This window comes from Agrobacterium vitis, assembly GCF_013337045.2.
In the GTDB taxonomy this organism is placed as follows: Bacteria; Pseudomonadota; Alphaproteobacteria; order Rhizobiales; family Rhizobiaceae; genus Allorhizobium; species Allorhizobium vitis_B.
In genome coordinates this window covers 172,953-192,125 of record NZ_CP118261.1, presented here as the reverse complement: position 1 = coordinate 192,125, position 19,173 = coordinate 172,953, and the positions used below count along the sequence as shown (strand labels likewise).

The window sequence follows — 19,173 nt, the reverse complement described above, 5'->3', positions numbered from 1 at the left end:
TTAAATGGAAACTAAGAGCCAAGTCAGCTTTACACGGTTAAGAGCGGTCAATCGAGATATCGTCTATTTGGGCACCATGCCGGACGATCAAGAACTTGGCGCACCCTTTACAGCAGTTTGTCAATTCAATGCGGGTGATTGGTCATACGAAACTTTCGATTTCGCGTTGGCGGATATGACGCTTTATAAGGCTCCAGATGCTGAATATCGTGTTCTCTATCTGCTATCGGAAACTGGCATTGTGCTGAATTTTGCGACGAAGACGCGAGAAGAAATTCTGCCCAATAGGTTCGCTTTACAGGAAGATTATCGACTTGGGTATTTGCATAAAATTAGGCAAATTGGTGAAAAGCTATATGCCTGTGGCAACGGAGGCCAAGTACATACCCGAGCACCATCGGGTAAATGGAATATTTTGGACAAGACTTTACTTGATGGTCCCGATTCTATCTCAGATAAAAAATCTGAAATCAAGACAATGATGAACCTATTGAAAACAGCGGAAGGATTAACGCAAGAGAACTTAGATAAATTTGAAAAATTACGTACTGAAAATGCATCAAAGCTCTTCTGGGACATATATGGCCTTTCAGAGGAAAGTATTTATGTCTGTTGCGAGAAAAAAAATATTTACTGGTATGACGGCCATCGGTTCACCGAAATCCCGACCGAGGCGGATCGTGGGCTCCTCTCCATCCTGGTGGAAAATGAGGACCGCGTTTGGGTCGCAGGCCGCGACGGAAACTTCCTGGTCGGCAATCACAAGACAGGGTTCCGTGATCTCGACGCGCTGCGGGGAATCGATGGTTGGCCAAGCTTCAACGGTATGACCATGTTCAACGGGCGCCTCTATCTCTCCAGTTATGCCGATCCGCGCGGGCTGTTCGTGTTCGATGGCCACCATGTTGAACAGGTGCGCTCTGGCCTTACGCCCGACATCGAGGATGTCTCCGCCGTCGAGGCAGTTGACGGCGTACTGTGGGTCATGGGCCGCAAGGACTTGCTGCGCTATGACGGCACGCACTGGGAGCGCATCGATTTTCCTGGCAATGATCCGCTAAGGTGAGCTGATGAAAAAGGCCAGCTTCACTCGTCTTTGTGCTGTCAACAGCGATATCGTCTATCTCGGCACCATGCCCGACGATCAGGAACTGGCTACGCCGTTCACGGCTATCTGCCAGTATAATGCGGGGGAGTGGTCTTATGAGACATTCGATTTCGCGCTGGCGAGTTTGACGCTGTACCGCGAGCCGGGCAGTCCTCACCGCGTCCTCTATGTGTTGGGTGAGACTGGCACAGTGGTCAATTTCCACACGAAGGACCGCGAGACAATCTTGGATCTTCCCAAGGCTCCTTGCACAAAACATAGGCTTGGTTATCTGGTCAAGATCAGGCAGATCGGCGATCACCTTTATGTTTGTGGCGACGGTGGGCAAACCTACCGGAGATCATCCGAAGGACAATGGCAAGCCTTGGACTTGGATTTCTTTGATGGACCGGATGCAATTATGGACCCTAAGTCAGAGCTTAGATTGATGGGTGCCTTCTTAAGAATTAAAGAGAATCGCACGCAAGAAAATTACGATAAAGAAGAAAAATTAAGATTACAGAATGAATCAAAAAGTCTCTGGGACGTTTTCGGCCTCTCCGAAGACAGCATCTACTTTGCCGGGGAAAAGAAAACCGTCTACTGGTTTGACGGAGAGAAAATCACCGAAATCCCGACCGAGGCGGATCGTGGCCTCCTCTCCATCCTGGTGGAAAATGAGGACCGCGTCTGGGTCGCTGGCCGTGATGGAAACTTCTTGGTCGGCAATCACAAGACGGGCTTTCGGGATCTCGACGCGCTGCGGGGAATTGATGGCTGGCCTGATTTCAATGGCATGACCATGTTCAACGGACGTCTCTATCTCTCCAGCTATGCCGATCCTCGCGGGCTGTTCGTGTTCGACGGCCACCATGTCGAACAAGTGCGCTGTGGCCTCACGCCCGACATCGAAGATGTCTCCGCCGTCGAGGCAGTTGACGGCGTGCTATGGGTCATGGGCCGCAAGGACTTGCTGCGCTATGACGGCACGCACTGGGAGCGCATCGATTTCCCTGGCAATGATCTGTTGAGGTGAGACGATGGCGGGTTTGGCGGACGCATTTTTCGAACGCATTAATTGCTATCACATGGCCGATTGGCTTCAAGAGACGATGCTGAAGCTTGGGCGGCCTATGCCGAACCCTGCTTTGCAACCCGGAGCATTTTCCAGGGCTGATCGATCCTGGGGTCTCATCCTGACATTCGGCCGAGTTGGGACATCGCTGGATAACTGGCAAGACGAAATCATCTTGGTCAGCGCCGAAGGCGATAGCACCTCGCCAATGCCCTTTGGCCTGGATCCGATAAACGAGACGCCGGCCAGCGCCACCATGAAACTGTCCGGTAATATAGCCGGACCAGGCGATGTGAGCGGCGATGCCGATGAGCGCCGGATTTCATTCTTCATGGAAGGGGGACGCCTTATCGAGCTGCGGTTTAATGAGGGCATGATTGGTTTTGATCGGATCATTATGGCCCGCCTTGGGGTGCCGCAAGAATGGCAGCCAGCCTGAGACTTTTATTGGTCAAATGCTCGAAATCGGACGGCAATAACAATGATCAGATCGCGACCTAAACATGCTCCAGAGGAGCGCTTTCACGACGAATCCATGTACGCGATTCATCGACTGGACATCGACAAGCACAGACAAGATGCCTGGATGGTCAATCTTTCCCGTGGCGGAAAATCGATCCACATGACCTTCAGTGACAGCACCTATGGCGGCAAGGAACAGGCGCTGGAAATAGCGCAAGCCTATCGCGATGCCGTTCTCAGGGTCGTCCCCCCATTGACAAACAATGACATGCGCATGTTGGTGCGCAAAAATCGCTCAGAAGGCAGCAGCGTGCCGGGCGTCTATTTTATCGGACCTACCGGGGCGCATAAAAGCGGTATCTGGATGGCTCGTATTGAGATCGCCCTCGATGATAACACGCCGGTCCCTGCAGGAAAGCGCCGCCGCCGACAGTTCACGCGCACCTTCAACGTCAGCAAATTCGGCTATGAGACCGCCCGCCGCATGGCGGAAGAAGAACGCATTCGCATGGTCCTGGCTGTCGAAAATGGCGAAGATCCGGCTTTACGCAGCCCGCAAGCTTTGAAACTTCATGAGAAGCTTACCCAAGACGACAACAACGATTAGAAGGCATTGTTATCAGCGCCACCAGAAAAACGGCCCGTTTTTTGGTAGTAGTGAATAGACCGATATTGGCGTTAGAAAATCACGAGAAGACCCGTTGCGGAAATCAGCGCAAGGGTACATCCACCCTTTGGTCTTTTCTGGCGAGTTTAAAGACACCGACAATTTGCGCCGAAGTATCACGATTTTGCGTCTGTCTCCGAGATTGTAAACTTTCTCTCAACGAATGTGCGTCGCTTGATCGCTTCTGTCTCAAATAATTTGCACCGAAATCACCATTTATTGCACGTGGCGCTGGTGCAGGGATCGGTAAACGTGCAGAACTTGGTCTTTGATGGCCCTGCTTATTCGGTTTCTCCCGTCAAGGCTTGGCGACGAACGGATTGCTTCCGGCGTTATCCAAAGGGTTAAACTGCCACGGCGGCAAAGCCCGCTTCATACTCCGCCCGGTTCGTCACTTTGAACTTCATCTTACCGATCTCATGGCGGCGGGCGGCGTTATGTTTGTGTGGCATCCGGGATCAATCAACCTGTTTTTGATCCGGCCGTATAGACGCAGAACATTGAAATTTGATCCCTGCCCCAACGCCCTACCACATCTATGTCGAGCGTATCGCGCCGGAACAGAACATGGCGCGGTTCTATGCGCTTGCTGTTCAGCCGACATTGTTCGGAGAGGTGTCGCTTGCGCGCGCCTGGGGCCGGATCGGAACGCGCGGACAGCAGATGGTGCGTCTGTTCGACAATGAGAGTCAGGCCATCATCCTGTTGCTCGACGTGCTTCGCGAGAAGCGTAAACGGGGCTACCGGCCGAAACCACCTGTGGACATCCAGCGGATCTGACCCTCGTCCCCATCGTCGCCGATGACAATCCGGCCATAAGCTGACACGGATTTTATCTTTGACAACAAGATGCGAGGAATTCCATGACCACCACCAATGAAATCGCCGACAAGATTGCAGCCGATAACGGCCTGACGAAGGTTCAGGCCAAGGGCATTGTCGAGGCTGTCTTCCAGGCAATCGCCGATGCCGCAGGCTCCGACGCTGAAACCTCAATCCCCGGCTTCGGCAAGTTTAAGGTCAAGGCATCGCCTGAGCGCGAGGGTCGTAATCCCGCGACCGGAGAAAAGATGACTGTTGCCGCTTCGAAGAAGCTGACTTTCGCGCCTGCTAAGGCGCTCAAGGATGCACTGAACAAGTGATCCTTGACGTGGAGAGCCCCGCCTTGTCGGGCGGGGCATCCAGTATCAGTCCCGGTTCGACCGGGACCAGATGAGGGAGAGGCCTTCCTCGCCCTCGACCTCGATCAGCGTTGCGTAGATGGGGGCCGGGAAGCTCGGGTCGTCGAGTTTGACCGAGAGGTAGTCGCGGCCTTCGTTCGAGGTCTTCTTCCAGGCTGCGCCAAATTCGACCGTAGCCCCGGCGAGGATGCGGTAGTCCGGGCCCTTTTCGGAAGTGCGCTCGACGGCGCGGATGGTTGCCTTGACGTTGAGGTTAAGGGTCTTGATGGTGCCGGAGAAGCCGTTGCCGGAAGCGGTGAAAGAGCCGATGGTTGCCATTGTCGTAATCCTTTTCGGTTGTTCGGGCCGCATCCATCGCGGCCTCGATGGCAGTCGATAGGACCGGGGACGATCGGCCTGCACCTGAAAGGCCGAAACGCAGTGGAGGACGGCCAGGGAGAGGCTTTCTTGATGATGTGGACACCCCCACCACTACCGCCGAGAATATCGGCAGGGACCAATCAAACGTTGGAAAGGAAACGGGATGTCCAGGCTGACAATCGGAATCGACCTTGCAAAGAATGTCTTCCAGGTTCACGGCATTGATGACAGCAGTCGTGTCGTGATCGCTCAGAAACTCCGGCGCACACACCTTCTTGCATTCTTTGCCAAGCTGGAGCCGAGTCTGATCGGCATGGAGGCGTGCGGCTCCGCGCATCACTGGGCTCGCGAACTGACAGGCATGGGCCATGAGGTCAAGCTGATGGCGCCGGCTTATGTGAAGCCGTACGTGAAGCGGGGGAAGAACGACATGGTGGATGCCGAGGCGATCTGCGAGGCTGTGACCCGGCCGACCATGCGGTTCGTTCCAATCAAAACCGCGTCGCAGCAGTCGATCCTGATGGTGCACAAGTCGCGTGCTCTCCTCATCCGGCAGAGGACCATGCTGGTGAACGCCTTACGAGGCCATCTCACCGAGATCGGCATCGTGGCGCCGGTCGGGATCGAAAGAACGGCAGAGCTCGTCGAGCGGGTGCTCGCACACGAGCCGACAGAGCTGGACGTTCCGCCGCTCGTGACTGACATTGTCGTATCCTTGGCCAGGCAAATCGACTCCCTGACCGCCGAGGTCAGGACACTTGAAGCCAAGATACGCGAATGGCAACGAACGAGCGAAGCAGGCCGCAGGCTTGCGACGATCCCGGGCGTCGGCGTCATCACTGCCACAGCACTGGCGGCGACGGTGCCTGATGCGTCAGTCTTCAGGTCGGGGCGAGAATTTGCCGCATGGCTCGGGCTGACGCCACGATCGAATTCGTCTGGAGGAAAAGAGCGCCTCGGCAGGATCACGAAGGCCGGGAACCGATATCTGCGAACGCTGCTGATCGTCGGCGCGACAGCCGTCCTCAGGCATGTCAGGCATAAGATGCACGGGCCGCTCATCGAGTGGGTCAGGAAATTGTTGTTAACGAAGCCCCCGCGCCTGACGACCGTGGCGCTGGCGAACAAGATGGCGCGGATCGCATGGGCCGTGATGACTCGGCAGACGGTATACACAAACGCCATCGCATAGAAACCGACGCACCAGCGTCACCGAGTTCGGAGGGCCTGCCAGACGATCGTGATGAATACCGGTTCCGCCGGGGATCAGGACAACCCGTTCGCGAGACTGCATCTGCAGAATGCGCTTTTTTGATTGGGACCATGATCCGCGGATTTCATCAAGGCCCGCGGCCGTTCGGCCGATCATCAGAGAGGCCGGACATATGCGAGCAGCCAGCCGGGTTCAAAAAGATCAGAAGAAAGGCTTGACCGAGGGGGTGTCCACATATGCCTCGCGAGGAATGGGCGCTTCAGCGCACAGGGGAAGAAAACGATCCGGCCGTTGCGGATGCCGATCGAGCCGAGCATCGCGAGGTGGTCTTTGGTCAGACATGCCGCATCGAGACCGCATTGGACGTGCCGGCTGACAGATCAAGTGTTACGACTATGGCATCATCGGGAGGTGCCGAATTGGAGCGGGTTGCACAGTGGCCACAACTCCCAATCGAATAATCGAAGCGAACGCCCACATATGAGAGATTGCCGGAACGGGCATTATGCCTCCTCGCTTATGCTCAGACGAGTTCGCCAAGATGGTGTCTGACCCATTTCGCCTCCTCCGACGCTGTGCGACCGAAATGTCGCTTAAAGTCTCGGCTAAACTGGGCCGGGCTTGCATAACCGACTGACCTCGCGACCACCGCAATCGTCTTTTCCTGGCGGGCGATGATCAATCTTGCTTCTTGCAGCCGCATGGCCTTCACGTATTGCATCGGACTGGTGCCAGTCAGGTTTTTGAAATGCACATGGTAGGACGGCACGCTCATGCCCACCCTGCCGGCCAGCTCGGCGATTGAGATTTCAGTGCCGTAGTGCTCCCGCAGCCAGGCCAGGCTCCGGAAGATTTTCCCGTATGGTCCACTGTGCTGAAGCGCGGCAATCATTGCGCCGCCTTGCGGACCGACCAGCACCCGATAGTGCAGTTCGCGCAGAATGCCCGCACCCAGAACAGCACTTTCGACCGGACTGCGAAGCGCCCTCAACAGGCGTAACAGGACGTCCTCGATGTCAGCATCCATCTTGTTCGACATCAAACCGCGTGGCGGATGACCCGCAAGCTCGTTGCGCTTTTCGACCTGCAGGGCGATCTCAGCCGCCAACTGCATATCGAATTCGAGATAGACCGCAAGCAATGGCCTCTCCGGACTGGCGGTCGATTCCATCCGGAAAGGCACGGGGACAGAAACAGCCAGATAGTGGTCTTCATCGTAGCGGAAGATTTCTCCGTCCAGCATGCCCTGCTTGCTGCCCTGCAGGACGAACACCGCGCCTGGGTTATAGAGGACCGGGACATCGTGGAGCACGGCCTCGCTGCGGAGAATACGAACGCGATCGAGTCCGGTCGGATTGTATCCGTGACGCGGAGCTAGACCGCCGGCCAACTCGACCAGCTGGCCTCGCATCGATTGGCGATGTCCGTCAATCATAGGATTTGGCAACAACTCCATCGGATCTGCAATCGTTCAGCCGGACGATTAATACTATCTGTCAAACGTCTCCTCAATCAAGGAAGTTCGTACATCATGTCGAGAAAGACCTTTTTCATCACCGGCGCAAATTCCGGCTTCGGCTTGGCCATCGCTACGGCTGCTGCTCAGATGGGCCATCAGGTTATCGGCACCGTCCGCTCCGAGACGGCACGCTCGGCGCTTGCCGCAGCCGTGCCCGCCATTCACCCCGTCCTTTGCGACGTCACCGCGTTCGACCAGATTCCGGATGTCGTCCGTGATACGGAAGACAAGTACGGGCCGGTCGATGTGCTCATCAACAATGCCGGTTACGGCCACGAGGGCGTCATCGAAGAATCACCTCTCGAAGAGATGCGCAGACAGTTCGACGTGAACGTCTTTGGCGCTGTAGCTGTCGCCAAGGCGTTTATTCCCAGGTTCCGCGAACGGCGCCAGGGTTTCATCGTCAATGTCACGTCGATGGGCGGCATGATCACCATGCCCGGTATCGGGTATTACTGTGGCAGCAAGTTTGCGCTGCAAGGCATATCGGAAGTGATGCGTTCAGAAATGGCGCCGTTCGGTGTGCATGTGACGACGTTATGCCCCGGCTCTTTCCGCACAGACTGGGCCGGACGTTCGATGATCCGCACGGAACGGTCGATCGCGGATTACGATTCCCTTTTTGATCCGATACGCGAGGCCCGGGAGGCAGTCAGTGGCAAGCAGCTTGGTGATCCAGAGAAACTCGCTGCAGCCGTCTTGATCCTAGTCGAGACCGATAACCCGCCACCGCAACTTCTCCTTGGCAGCGACGCTCTCAAGCATGTATCGGCGAGACTCAAGCGTCTCCAAGAAGAGATCGATGCGTGGACCTCCGTGACGGTATCGACGGACGGCTGACCGGAGAAAGAGGGCGCTCGGACCCTACGGCGCATTTGCCCATTTATGATTTTCTGAAATGGGGCCTCAGGCGGGGCCGAAGCCCCGCGATTGTCCTATTCAAATGCTGCCATCTGGGCCGTTGCGGCCTTTTGGTCTACTGAGTTGGCGGGCTGCTCGACCGTACGCTCGTAGGGCTTCCAGGTTTCGCCTGTGATTTCCTCGTAAGCTGAGACAGCACCTTCGGCTGCCATGCGAAGCACATGGGCCTGCAGGCCCATATCGGCTGCGAACTCGCGCTTGCGCTGGGCGCGGCTGTCGAAACCGACAGGCCCGTCGAGGTCCTCGTCTCTGGTATCGTTAGAGAGCTTCGTGGTGAGATCGCGGGCCTCTGTGACCGCGCGGGAGTAGAATTGCCCGGCGCCGTAGGCGGAGCCGACAAACGAACCGACGATGCGCTGCATGTGGATCTGCATTGCCTTTTCGGCGAGGCCGTCCCTCAGGGCATCGGCGCTTTCGATCAACTGTCCGCGGTGAAGGTCGCGGATCCCATCGCTGTCGATGAGGGCAAGGCCGAAGCTTTCGGAGATGCGCAGTGCCTGGGCTGTGTCGGGGCAGGCGTGCCTGACCATTTCGAGGGTGGTGGCGCGTTGGGATTTGGCGGGACGGTTCTTCTGGGTGGAGCGGTTGAGCGGTGCCATGATCGGATCCTTTAGGCGTCACGACACGAAAGTGTTGGATCTGTCCGACTTTTGAGAACGTATGGTGATCACGCTGCGAGGATAGATGTTTCGCGCCGCAATGGCCTGAGATCAACGCCGTCTGTTGGGGTCCAGATGTAATCGCCGGTGAGACTGATGTGCTGCCAGCCGAGTGGGGTAATGTGTTTGATGATGTCAAGCGGCGTGGGAATGCCATCTCGGTTGAGCTCGGCGAACGCCGGTTCAAGATAGAGTGTGTTCCAGTAGACGATGGCGTTGATTAGCAGGTTCAGTCCAGATGCTCGGTAGAACTGGCTCTCGAAAGTCCGGTCGCGCAATTCTCCGAGGCGATTGAAGAACAGTGCGCGGGCCAAGGTGTTCTGGGATTCGCTCTTGTTGAGGCCGGCCGTCGCGTTCCTGCGCATTTCGGGGTTCTGCCACCACTGGGGCAGAAAGATGGACCGATTGATGCGACCGAGATCGCGTAGCGCCAACGCCAGTCCGTTCTGGCGTGGGAATGCGGACAGCTTTGCCAACAGGGTCGAAGGCCGAACCTGCCCGGAACGGATCGTCGTGACCAGCCGCAGGATGTCGTTCCAGTTTGCCTTGATCCGCTCGACGTTGATGTGCTCGCCAACGAGCGGCGCCAGGTTTTCGGGAGGCGCGTCGCGCGGGAAAAGATAGAGCTTGCGATCCTTGAGACCGCGCAGCCGAGGCACAATCTGGAAACCAACGAGATGGCAAAGGGCGAAGCTCATATCGCTTACCCCGCCGGTATCGACATAGTGGGTTCCGATGGCGAGATCGCTGCCATGATAGAGCAGTCCATCGAGGACATAGATGGCTTCGCTCGCATTGGCATTCATGGCGATGATGTAGAAAGCGCCGTACTGGTCAGAGGTGAACCGGTAGAATTTGGCGCCGGGGTTGGGACCATAGCGGCCGTTGAGGTCGCCGATCGCCTCGGCGTGTCCGCCCGCCGGAAAATACTGGCCATCGGAGGATGACGTTGTTCCATCGCCCCACAAGCTTGCCAGAGGCAATTGCCTCTGGGCGTTGACGAGAATGGCGTGCGCGGCCGTGTAACCTTCCTCGCGAATATGCCAGTCGTGCGCCCAGGCGAGTTGGCGCATCGTAATGCCGGGGGAAACGTCCGCCATTCTCGTGAGACCGAGATTGATCCCGTCCGCCAGGATGGCGGTGAGGAGCGCAAGCTTGTTGTCGGCCGTCCGACCGCTGCGCAAATGGGTAAAGGCGTTCGAAAATTCCGTTCGGGCGTCAACCTCGAGCAAAAGGTCAGTGATGCGGATCGCAGGCAGACGGCTTTCCACCTTTAGCTTCAGCGACTTGGCGATGTCCGGAAACATAGCCTTGTGCGGCGTGACGCTAAACCCCGCCCCGGTCAGTTCTACATCGTCGAGCTCGCCGGCTGCGGCCAGACGCGAGAGGTCAGCCAGTCCATCGTTCAGCAGCTGGCGCTGTTGGCGAAGATACGTCTCGACATCGGTATCAACGGCGATTGGAAGCGGTCCTTCCTCACGCATCAGCTCGAATGTCGGCGTGGGAATGAGAAAGCTTTCGAAAGACTGGAAGCGTTTGGCTCCTTCCACCCAGACATCGCCCGCATCGAGCCGGCGCTTCAATTCGCTGAACAGGCAAAGCTCATAAGCCCTGCGATCAATCTTTCCATCTTTGAGTATGAGAGGCATCCAGCCCTTCGGCGCAAAGGAGATCGGTGCCTTGTCGGGTATGGTCCTTTTGCCCGTACGATATAGACCCGCGACCACGGATAGCGCCCGCAAGAGGTTCGCCGCCACTGCGTGACCGCGGAACACGAGAGTGGAGAGAAACTGTGGCGCCAGTTTCCTGATCGTCGGATAGCGCTGGAGCATTTCGATTTTACCGTCGATAACATCCGGCGCGATCAGCGTATCGACCGCCTGGACACTGGTTGTAAAAGCTGGCCATTGGATGACCAGATCAAGCGCTTTGGCCATGTCCTCACCCTTCTCTCTGGCCTTGATGATCGCATGGCAGACTTTTGAAACGTCCTTCAACGGCGTCTGCACTTCCCGAACGGATCGGGTGACGCGAGCAGCCGCCTGGTTATTGGCTCGCCGCGTCAGGATGCCCATGAGTTTCTTGAACATGTCGATCGCGCAATCGGTGAGATGGCGGGAAAGGTGGAGCACTGTTGCAGCCAGGACAGCATGTCGGCGTTCGGTGTTAAGGTCGCGCAGATGCTGCGCGCTCATTCGCGTCCCCTCTGCAGCAAATTCGTCAAAGACCTTGGCCGGAATGCGATCCATCAACGTCGTCGGCAGGTTCAGAGACCGGAGAAAGCGAATGCGCTCGGCAATTCTGTCGAGGTTGACGGCGGCTGGCGACAATGCTGGCGTTCTCGCCCAGGCAAGAATAGTCACGCTTGTCCCCTCACGCGGATCGAGAAGCTTGTCCAGATCGAGCTTTTGGCCTTCTGAGATCCCGCCGGCCAAGGCCCGATGAGCAATACGAATGCCGCGCCTGATCGCCACATGAATGATGGCTTCGAGCGCTGGCCGCGCTGGCAAGAGAATTCTCCTGCGTCGCAGTTCTTCCACGACCATATCCGCCAATACATCGGCGTGGCGCAGGGTTTGTGCGGCAGGTGTCAGCCAGCCTGTGAGTGCCCGCACGTCCGAAGGCACAAACGGACGCATCTGCATTCTGTCGAAAAGCAGGGCCAGATGCTCGCGCCGCGTCTGTGGGCGCTCGAAATAACGTTCGATCTCATGGTGATCGACGCCGATCTGCCGCGCCAGAAATCGTAAGACGCCAGCCGGCAGGACCTCGCCATCCGCAAGCGGTCGGCCAGGGTATCGTAGCGTGGCCAGAACACAGGCGAGGCCCAGTCTGTTCGAGGCCTTGTTCTGTCGCATGATCAGGTCGAGATCCGATCGATCCAGCGTGTAATGTTTGGCGATCTCCCTTTCGTTATCCGGGATGATCGTCGCCTGTTGCCACCATGCCTCGCTCAGTAATGCTCTTCGCACCATTCTCTGATCTTCCCGTTTCGCCGCGGAGAGTGCAGCGAAACGGAAAATGCGTGTCCGACAAACGAACGTTTCGCGGCATCCACAGTTCTTGTCCGCAAACCTTGTCATGAAACGGCAAATCGGACAAACCACGTCTCATGACCGCTATCGGCTATGCAAGGGTCTCCACCGGCGACCAGGACACCGCCCTGCAACTCGACGCTTTGCGCAAAGCAGGTTGTGAAAGGCTGTTCGAGGATAAGGCATCCGGCACGAAGACTGACCGACTCGGATTGGCGGAGGCGATCCGCTACGTTCGCGACGGCGACACGCTCACAGTCTGGAAGCTCGACCGCCTCGGCCGGTTGATGAAGCACCTCATCGAGATCATCACCGAACTGGAGGCCAAAGGCGTCGGCTTCCGATCCATCACCGAAAACATCGACACCACGACATCCGGCGGTCGCCTGGTCTTCCACCTGTTCGGCGCGCTGGCACAGTTCGAGCGCGATCTGATCCGGGAACGAACACGTGCCGGTCTGCAAGCCGCAGAGGAACGCGGCCGACGCGGTGGCCGACAAGTCGTCGTAACCCCGGACAAACTTGCCAAAGCCCGCCAGCATCTGGCGGCCGGTTTGAACGTCCGGGAAGCCGCGGCCCGCGTGAAAATCGGGAAAACCGCCCTCTACGAAGCTCTCAAGGCCGAAAAAGCAACGACATCCACGGTCAAACCAACCTGAGTTCCGGATACGTTCTTAAAAGTCGGACAGATTCGCCACTTTCGTGTCGTGAAGCCTACTATGCTAGTCGATCCCGGAGCGGCCCAGTCCCCGCGGATCGTGAAACCATCCGCGTCCTCGTCCATGTCGGCATACGCGCACACCGAAAGGCTGAGATATTTCCCGACCAGACGCGTCGTGGTGGCCAGGATCGCGTCGGCATCGGACAGCGACGATGTCTCTGTCCCAAGCCGGTCGAGAAACCGGAGGCTATCCACTCCAAGAAACTTCAAGTCGTCGGGATAGTCTGAACCCTCATTCAATTGCGTTTTCCTCGTCAGCAGCGGCCCAGTTGCCCTAAAATATTTGCAGAAAGTCTTATTGGAAAGAGGCATGGCTGTCATGCGAAAGCAAGAGGTGGGCCAACCCTCTGTCGAGCTCGATCTGTCCGCAGCGGTTAAAAGCAGGGACAAATGGTCCGCACTTAAAAGCCCCCGTGCACGGCGCCTCGTACTACAATCTGCCGCTCGTCCTGCGCTGGGTGACCGGCAACATCGGCATCCACTTTTGCACCATTTCTGGAGCAAGGCTCCTTACTATCGCGGTCAAGGCGTCGGCAACGTAAGTGCGTCCGGAGCGAGGCTTTTTTCAGCGTCAGCTTTCGAGCTTCACCGAAGCGATCCAACTTAACAGGAGCGAACCAGTGTCGGCGGGGTCGGAAGGACTTCAGCGGTGACGAAAGCGATTTCAGAACGCCGAACCATCGAAGAGCCGCCATGGAGCATGCACCTCAGCAAAATTCGCTCTTATCGAACGACTTTCCCATGCTCAATCTATGAGTTCGCGCCGGACAGCTTCTACAAGAGCATGAGCCCGATTTTTGCAACCAAGTTTTTTTGTAGCTAACTTCAGGTAGCTATCGACAGTCGCCGCCTGGAATTTACTGCCCTCAGCAATTTCTGCTGTCGTCATTCCTTCGGCGGCCAAGCGCAAGCAGATGATCTCCCCTTCCGTTAACTTTGAACTCTCGGCTGCGAACCGTTCCACCAGGGGGCCAACGACCGACGTGTACAGAGGACGCGCAATCTGCCGAAGAAACTCGATTTCGTCTTCTGTGAAAGGCTCGCGGCGCATGAACCCAACTGACGCGCACACCAAACCGTTTCGTTTGACTGGAAACACTGTCCGGTTTCGGATCGAAAAGTTTTCGGCCAATTGTCTGAATCGCACGGGCACTTTCCGCTTTGGGTAAACGAGGCTCTCTAACGCGACGCATTGAGTTTCTATAACATAGCGCAAAAGCGGATCAGCTTCGTAGAGCTTGTCGGAAAGATACGTCTCAGCCAGTGCGGGCGGCACGTCCGACTCGAGGTGAAAGGTGGTTTCTCCCAGACGGTACCCGTCGAGATCGAGCCCGCTGACGCTGACATGGTCAAAGGGCACTGCATTGCGCAGTCGATCCACGAACGCGTTGTCGCGGATTGGCCGAAACTGCGGCAGCGAGCGCAAGTCGATGATGTCATCGGCATTGTCCCGGTTATTACTTCGACTAGAACGCATGAGACGACTGATCCAATTATAGCTGCCGGAATCGGCGCGTTCTCTTAGATATGTCTTCTCAAAACGATTCGGTAGGTTTATGTGCCTTGCCCACCCGTGCCCGTCGATCTCGCGCGAGAACCGTTTCGCCCCACCGTTGGATTGCGTGATATTGTTCATTCTCTAAGAGTTTCGATAAAATTAATCTTTCTCCCCTAGATTCGGATTAAGGCGCGGTTTGTGCTGGATTGGGGAGTGTCGTTATGCTGTCGTTTCTCTCAGGCAAAGCTGGCCAGCTCGTACGCGCGCTTGATAGTTCGATGGCGATTATTGAATTCGACCCCACTGGAAGTGTCCTCAAAGCCAACAAAAACTTCTGCGATTTGATGGGGTATTCGGAAGCGGAGCTCATCGGCAAACATCATCAGATCTTTGTCGATGCGGGATATGCCAAATCCTCAGCTTACGTCGCATTCTGGGAAACGTTGCGCGGTGGCGACTTCCAGATCAGCGATTTCAAACGGATCAGCAAATCCGGCAAAGAGATCTACATCCGCGGAAACTATAATCCGATCAAAGACCGAAGCGGTAAAGTGGTGCGCATCGTCAAGGTCGCCAGTGATATTACACAGAGCAAACTGAATGCGATTGAAAGTGCCGCAAAACTCGATGCCATCTCCCGTGCCCAGGCCACCATTGAATTCGCACCTGACGGAACCATCCTTACCGCGAACGAGAATTTTTTTGCAGACGCTCGGATATGCGCTTTCGGAGATTGTCGGCCGGCACCACAGGATATTCGTCGAAAAGAGCTACGCCGCCTCGGCCGACTACGTCGACTTTTGGAAAAGGCTGTCTACCGGAGAATTTGTCACTGACGAATTCAGGCGCATCGGCAAGTCTGGTCAAAGTGTCTTCATTCAGGCATCCTACAATCCTATCTTCGATCCCGATGGTAAAATCTTCAAGGTGGTCAAGTTTGCGACTGACGTCACAGGCCGCGTGAACAATGTCGAGGATTTAGCTGCCAATCTCAATGCGCTGTCGGAGGGCGATCTTTCCCGCGAACTGCCCTCACCGTTCATCCCGGCTCTGGATCGGTTGCGGCTAGACTTCAACAGTGCCTCGCGCAAACTGCGTATGGCAATGGCGAGTGTGGCCGACAACGCTCGTGCCATAACGGCCGGATCGAATGAGATCAAGACCTCTGCGGACGACCTTGCCAAGCGTACCGAGCAGCAGGCTGCCTCGGTTGAAGAGACCGCCGCAGCCCTCGAAGAAATCACAACAACGGTGAAGGATTCCAGTCGCCGCGCCGAAGAAGCTGGCCGTCTGGTCGATCGGACAAAAACTCACGCCCAGCGTTCCGGACAGGTGGTAACCGAAGCCATCCAGGCGATGGACCAGATCGAGGAATCGTCTCGTGCAATTTCAAACATCATCGGCGTTATCGATGAAATTGCCTTTCAGACCAATCTTCTGGCGCTGAATGCTGGCGTCGAGGCCGCTCGTGCCGGCGACGCCGGCAAAGGCTTTGCCGTTGTTGCGCAGGAAGTGCGGGAGCTTGCACAACGCTCGGCTAAGGCGGCCAAGGAGATCAAAGTCCTGATCACCGCATCCAGCGCACATGTCGCAAATGGTGTTTCGCTTGTTACTAAAGCAGGATCCGCCTTACAGGAGATTGCATCGCACGTGGCCGATATCAATACCGATATCTCCGCCATCGTCGATGCCTCAAAAGAACAGGCGATTGCCCTTGGTGAAATCAACCAGGCCGTCAATACCGTGGATCAAGGGACGCAGCAGAATGCTGCGATGGTCGAGCAACAGACGGCGGCAAGTCATGGGTTGGCTGGAGAGGCGCAAGCGCTGTTCGACCTGCTTGAGCAGTTCCGTTTCGACGGCGTTGACTCGCCACCTAAGAAAAAAAGCGCTCCAGCTGTCATCAAACCTGCGACGCGGCCGTCGGTCGTGCGGGTGTCAAGCCGCGGAGGCGGCGCACTCGCCGTCGAAGCCAGCTGGGAGGAATTTTAGCCGCCGATAGGAGCACGCGGAGTGCATTGCGCATGAGATTCGCTGTCATCCAATACGAGAGTCTACAACGCCTTACACGTTTCATTCCCTGAATTACTGGATCAGTTATCGGAAGCCGAGCAATCCGATGGCCTTACACAGCCGAAAATAACGGCTGCTCGATCAGATGTCGCTTTGCTCAGTCATCTTTCCGTTGGAAACATAGGAAACGAGGCTGTGAAATGGCGCGCCGTCAGCAAGTGACAGGCAGATGGCGGCTCTGCAGACTCCGTTGGTCTCGGGTATGAAGGGGTCACGCAAATTGCTGATCGTAGCCAGTCGCCGCCTTACCTTGTCCTAGCGGATATGTAGAACATTTGCTGGGCCTCACGTCGCGTTTCGATGAGGTTGGCCGCGTGCAGCTTCGAGATGCTGCGATGACGCTGATTGATCCAGCGGCACATTCTTGGTGAGATCGCCTGCACTCGTTTCACTCTGCGACACAAACCTCAGCATCTGCAGTCGTTTCGGAATGGCCACACCTTTCCAGCTTTCACCCATCTGAAGGCTCCTTCAAAAGGTTGAGGCGACCCCTTTGTCCGGAAATACCCAATTATTGTTTTAAAAGACCGAGCATCGAACTTTTTGCAGTGCCGGCCTCTCTTGATGTTCCTTGCCGGCGGTCGTCGCAACCAGAGTGTATATGGCAGACGCATCCATTGGTCGGGCATAAAGATATCCCTGTCCGGAAGCACAGCCCAGTTCATCGAGCCGGATAGCCTGTTCTATCGTTTCGACGCCTTCGGCCGTAACCCGCAAGTCCATTTTCCTCGACAGTTCAAGCATGAGTTCGACGATTGCATCGCTAGACGCATCTGTCAGCATGGTGTCTATAAAGCTCTTGTCGATCTTGATAACATCGACTGGCAGGCGCTGTAGATGCGTCAGCGAGGCGTAGCCCGTGCCGAAATCATCAAGTGCGACCGAAGCCCCCTTCTTGCGCAGGCGCTGAAGCGTAGCGGCGACAGCCTCTTCTGTTCCTTCCATGAACACGCTTTCGGTCACCTCGAGCCGCAAGCTGTCGAGCGACAAAGCATAGCGCGCGAATGCCGATGCGATACGGCTTTCGAGATCGCCCCGTGAGAAGTCGGATGAGCTGATATTGATGCCGACGCGGAGAGGTTTGAGGCCGCTATCATACCAATTGCGCAGATCATTTGCGACTTTTTCCAGCATCAGGCTGGTGACTCGATGCGAAATGCTGGCGTCTTTCAGGGCTTCGTGGAAATCGCCCGCAGCCCTCACACTACCGTCGGCAAGACGCATGCGCACCAGCGCTTCGACACCGACGATCTCGCCGGTCTGAATTCGGACGATGGGCTGGTAGTAAGGAAACAGGCGATTTTCTGCCAGTGCTTCCTCAACTTCATTGGTGACAGCGAGTCGGCGGGAAATCTTCGTTCTCAGACCGAGTTCGAAATGAACATATGTGCCTTTGGCTGTCTGCTTTGCGTGATAGAGCGCGAAATCGGCATTCTGGCAGAGAACCTCCGCATCGGTACAACCGTCGCAGATCGCTCCTCCCAAAGTGATTTTGGGATTGATGGTCACACCGTTGAAGGTCATCGGTTCGGAGACGGCCCGAATCAATCCGCGCGCGATCATGGTCATGCCGCGGTTGCTGACAGGCTTTTCGATCACCGCCGCGAATTCATCTCCTCCAACCCGAAACACAGTTCCCTTTTTGCCCATTTGCGAAACCAGACGGTTGGCGATCTCCTTGAGAAGAACGTCTCCTGCCCCATGGCCAAGCGTGTCGTTGGTGACCTTGAGATGATCGACATCAATCAGTAACAGCCCGAACTCAGCACGATCCTGACTAATCTGACGATCGATTGCCGCCTTAAAGCAGGCGCGATTGGCAAGGCCGGTCAAGGCATCGCTGTTCGCCGCTTGGACGAGACCGCGTTCCTGCCGATATCTTTCGGTGACATCCTGCAAAATGCCAAAGAGGCGGCGTGGCGCGCCATCGATCATCTCGACGTCGCTAACGATATGAACCCAACGCTCCTCTCCCTCAGGTGTCAGGATTCGGTAGTCCCGATCGGTGCCATCGCCGTTTCCGTCCATCGCAGCCTTGATCCGGCGCTCGACGTGCTCGCGTTCTTCCGGCGCATAACAGCCAAGCACCTTTTTCCGTGTCAAAGGCATGCCAATGGGAAGCCCAACGGTTCGATAGATCTGATCGGACCAGATGAACTTGCCTGTCAGCAAATCCATTTCGAAGCCTCCGACTTTGGCCGATCGTTCCGTCTGCTCGAACCGGGCTTGACGGATACGCAGTTCGCGCTGTTGTTCCCTTAGGATCGATGCCTGACGGGGTTCCCGCAGGAGCCCGAGAACGATGGTGGCAAAGCCCTCAAGTCGCCTCAAATCCTCATCCTCAAATCCGCGCACTTCCCGGTCCATGACGCAAAGACTGCCGAGACAAATGCCGTTTTCGATCAAGGGAACGCCGGCATAAAAGCGAATTCCGAGAGCCCCCTTCATGATGGCATTGTTTCTGAACCGCCGGTCCTGGAGGGTGTCGGACAAAATGAGTGGCTCTTGATAGGTGACGACATAGTCGCAGAACGAATGCTTGCGAGCCGCGCGGTCGAAATCGAGCCCATGCTTGGCTTTGAACCAGACCTGTTCCGCATCCAAAAGGCAAATCAGCGCGATGGGCATGCTGAGAATGGACGAGACAAGGCCAACGACGGCGTCGAATCCCTCTGCCGGCGGCGTATACATGGTACCGCTTT

General features: G+C 56.4%; 16 protein-coding genes and 4 pseudogenes. 11 read left to right on the top strand and 9 right to left on the bottom strand.

Annotation, left to right across the window (positions count from 1 at the left end):
* Positions 1 to 4 precede the first annotated feature (4 nt).
* From G6L01_RS23815 to G6L01_RS23800, 4 genes are read left to right on the top strand one after another with little or no spacing between them, the layout of a single operon-like run.
* Entirely contained in the window at positions 5 to 1,066 is a 1,062-nt protein-coding gene (locus tag G6L01_RS23815) for a hypothetical protein (RefSeq protein WP_081344102.1), read from the top strand.
* A 4-nt stretch (positions 1,067 to 1,070) separates the two neighbouring features.
* Positions 1,071 to 2,123 (top strand): hypothetical protein, encoded by a 1,053-nt coding sequence (locus G6L01_RS23810; RefSeq protein ID WP_070165769.1) that lies wholly within the window; start codon positions 1,071 to 1,073, stop codon positions 2,121 to 2,123.
* Positions 2,124 to 2,127: 4 nt separating this feature from the next.
* On the top strand, positions 2,128 to 2,601 hold the full coding sequence (locus G6L01_RS23805) for a hypothetical protein (protein WP_070165767.1): 474 nt from the start codon (positions 2,128 to 2,130) through the stop codon (positions 2,599 to 2,601).
* Positions 2,602 to 2,643: 42 nt separating this feature from the next.
* The gene (locus G6L01_RS23800) at positions 2,644 to 3,231 is read left to right on the top strand and encodes an AP2 domain-containing protein (RefSeq protein ID WP_234892440.1); all 588 of its coding nucleotides are present in this window, start codon (positions 2,644 to 2,646) and stop codon (positions 3,229 to 3,231) included.
* Between the two features lie 378 nt (positions 3,232 to 3,609).
* Here the strand turns inward: G6L01_RS23800 and G6L01_RS23795 are convergent.
* Positions 3,610 to 3,743: pseudogene (locus G6L01_RS23795) on the bottom strand (IS5/IS1182 family transposase); the annotation flags it as partial.
* Between the two features lie 115 nt (positions 3,744 to 3,858).
* Here G6L01_RS23795 and G6L01_RS23790 point away from each other — a divergent pair.
* Both G6L01_RS23790 and G6L01_RS23785 read left to right on the top strand, forming a co-directional pair.
* Entirely contained in the window at positions 3,859 to 4,071 is a 213-nt protein-coding gene (locus G6L01_RS23790) for a WGR domain-containing protein (protein ID WP_070166150.1), read from the top strand.
* An 83-nt stretch (positions 4,072 to 4,154) separates the two neighbouring features.
* Complete coding sequence (locus G6L01_RS23785; protein ID WP_012648969.1) at positions 4,155 to 4,433, top strand: HU family DNA-binding protein; 279 nt, start codon at positions 4,155 to 4,157, stop codon at positions 4,431 to 4,433.
* Positions 4,434 to 4,478: 45 nt separating this feature from the next.
* Here the strand turns inward: G6L01_RS23785 and G6L01_RS23780 are convergent, their stop codons facing one another.
* Positions 4,479 to 4,790 carry a DUF736 domain-containing protein gene (locus G6L01_RS23780; RefSeq protein WP_041699667.1) on the bottom strand — a complete coding sequence of 104 codons (312 nt, stop codon included), beginning with the start codon at positions 4,788 to 4,790 and terminating at the stop codon, positions 4,479 to 4,481.
* Positions 4,791 to 4,995: 205 nt separating this feature from the next.
* Between G6L01_RS23780 and G6L01_RS23775 the strand changes: the two genes are divergently transcribed.
* Complete coding sequence (locus G6L01_RS23775) at positions 4,996 to 6,024, top strand: IS110 family RNA-guided transposase (protein ID WP_060718548.1); 1,029 nt, start codon at positions 4,996 to 4,998, stop codon at positions 6,022 to 6,024.
* Positions 6,025 to 6,568: 544 nt separating this feature from the next.
* Here the strand turns inward: G6L01_RS23775 and G6L01_RS23770 are convergent.
* Positions 6,569 to 7,495 carry an AraC family transcriptional regulator gene (locus G6L01_RS23770; protein ID WP_070167337.1) on the bottom strand — a complete coding sequence of 309 codons (927 nt, stop codon included), beginning with the start codon at positions 7,493 to 7,495 and terminating at the stop codon, positions 6,569 to 6,571.
* 81 nt (positions 7,496 to 7,576) lie between these two features.
* Here G6L01_RS23770 and G6L01_RS23765 point away from each other — a divergent pair, with 81 nt between their 5' ends.
* Positions 7,577 to 8,404, top strand: a complete 828-nt coding sequence (locus tag G6L01_RS23765; protein ID WP_070167332.1) for an oxidoreductase — start codon at positions 7,577 to 7,579, stop codon at positions 8,402 to 8,404.
* A 95-nt stretch (positions 8,405 to 8,499) separates the two neighbouring features.
* On the opposite strand, the gene G6L01_RS23760 is transcribed toward G6L01_RS23765, so the two are convergent.
* Both G6L01_RS23760 and G6L01_RS23755 read right to left on the bottom strand, forming a co-directional pair.
* On the bottom strand, positions 8,500 to 9,084 hold the full coding sequence (locus tag G6L01_RS23760) for a hypothetical protein (RefSeq protein ID WP_070167331.1): 585 nt from the start codon (positions 9,082 to 9,084) through the stop codon (positions 8,500 to 8,502).
* Between the two features lie 68 nt (positions 9,085 to 9,152).
* On the bottom strand, positions 9,153 to 12,119 hold the full coding sequence (locus tag G6L01_RS23755; protein WP_070167330.1) for a Tn3 family transposase: 2,967 nt from the start codon (positions 12,117 to 12,119) through the stop codon (positions 9,153 to 9,155).
* A 137-nt stretch (positions 12,120 to 12,256) separates the two neighbouring features.
* Here G6L01_RS23755 and G6L01_RS23750 point away from each other — a divergent pair, with 137 nt between their 5' ends.
* The gene (locus G6L01_RS23750; RefSeq protein WP_060716698.1) at positions 12,257 to 12,838 is read left to right on the top strand and encodes a recombinase family protein; all 582 of its coding nucleotides are present in this window, start codon (positions 12,257 to 12,259) and stop codon (positions 12,836 to 12,838) included.
* Positions 12,839 to 12,891: 53 nt separating this feature from the next.
* Here G6L01_RS23750 and G6L01_RS23745 read toward each other — a convergent pair.
* Positions 12,892 to 13,086, bottom strand: a pseudogene (locus tag G6L01_RS23745) (hypothetical protein); the annotation flags it as partial.
* Positions 13,087 to 13,307: 221 nt separating this feature from the next.
* Between G6L01_RS23745 and G6L01_RS23740 the strand changes: the two are divergent.
* Positions 13,308 to 13,420 (top strand): annotated as a pseudogene (locus tag G6L01_RS23740) (fatty acid desaturase); the annotation flags it as partial.
* A gap of 225 nt (positions 13,421 to 13,645) precedes the next feature.
* On the opposite strand, the gene G6L01_RS23735 reads toward G6L01_RS23740, so the two are convergent.
* On the bottom strand, positions 13,646 to 14,536 hold the full coding sequence (locus G6L01_RS23735) for a LuxR C-terminal-related transcriptional regulator (RefSeq protein ID WP_060716649.1): 891 nt from the start codon (positions 14,534 to 14,536) through the stop codon (positions 13,646 to 13,648).
* Between the two features lie 83 nt (positions 14,537 to 14,619).
* Between G6L01_RS23735 and G6L01_RS23730 the strand changes: the two are divergent.
* Positions 14,620 to 16,390: pseudogene (locus G6L01_RS23730) on the top strand (methyl-accepting chemotaxis protein).
* A 366-nt stretch (positions 16,391 to 16,756) separates the two neighbouring features.
* Here G6L01_RS23730 and G6L01_RS23725 read toward each other — a convergent pair.
* Entirely contained in the window at positions 16,757 to 16,930 is a 174-nt protein-coding gene (locus tag G6L01_RS23725; protein WP_081088925.1) for an ArsR family transcriptional regulator, read from the bottom strand.
* A 60-nt stretch (positions 16,931 to 16,990) separates the two neighbouring features.
* Positions 16,991 to 19,162: a putative bifunctional diguanylate cyclase/phosphodiesterase gene (locus G6L01_RS23720; RefSeq protein WP_071205523.1), complete on the bottom strand. Its 2,172-nt coding sequence runs from the start codon at positions 19,160 to 19,162 to the stop codon at positions 16,991 to 16,993.
* Positions 19,163 to 19,173: the final 11 nt, after the last annotated feature.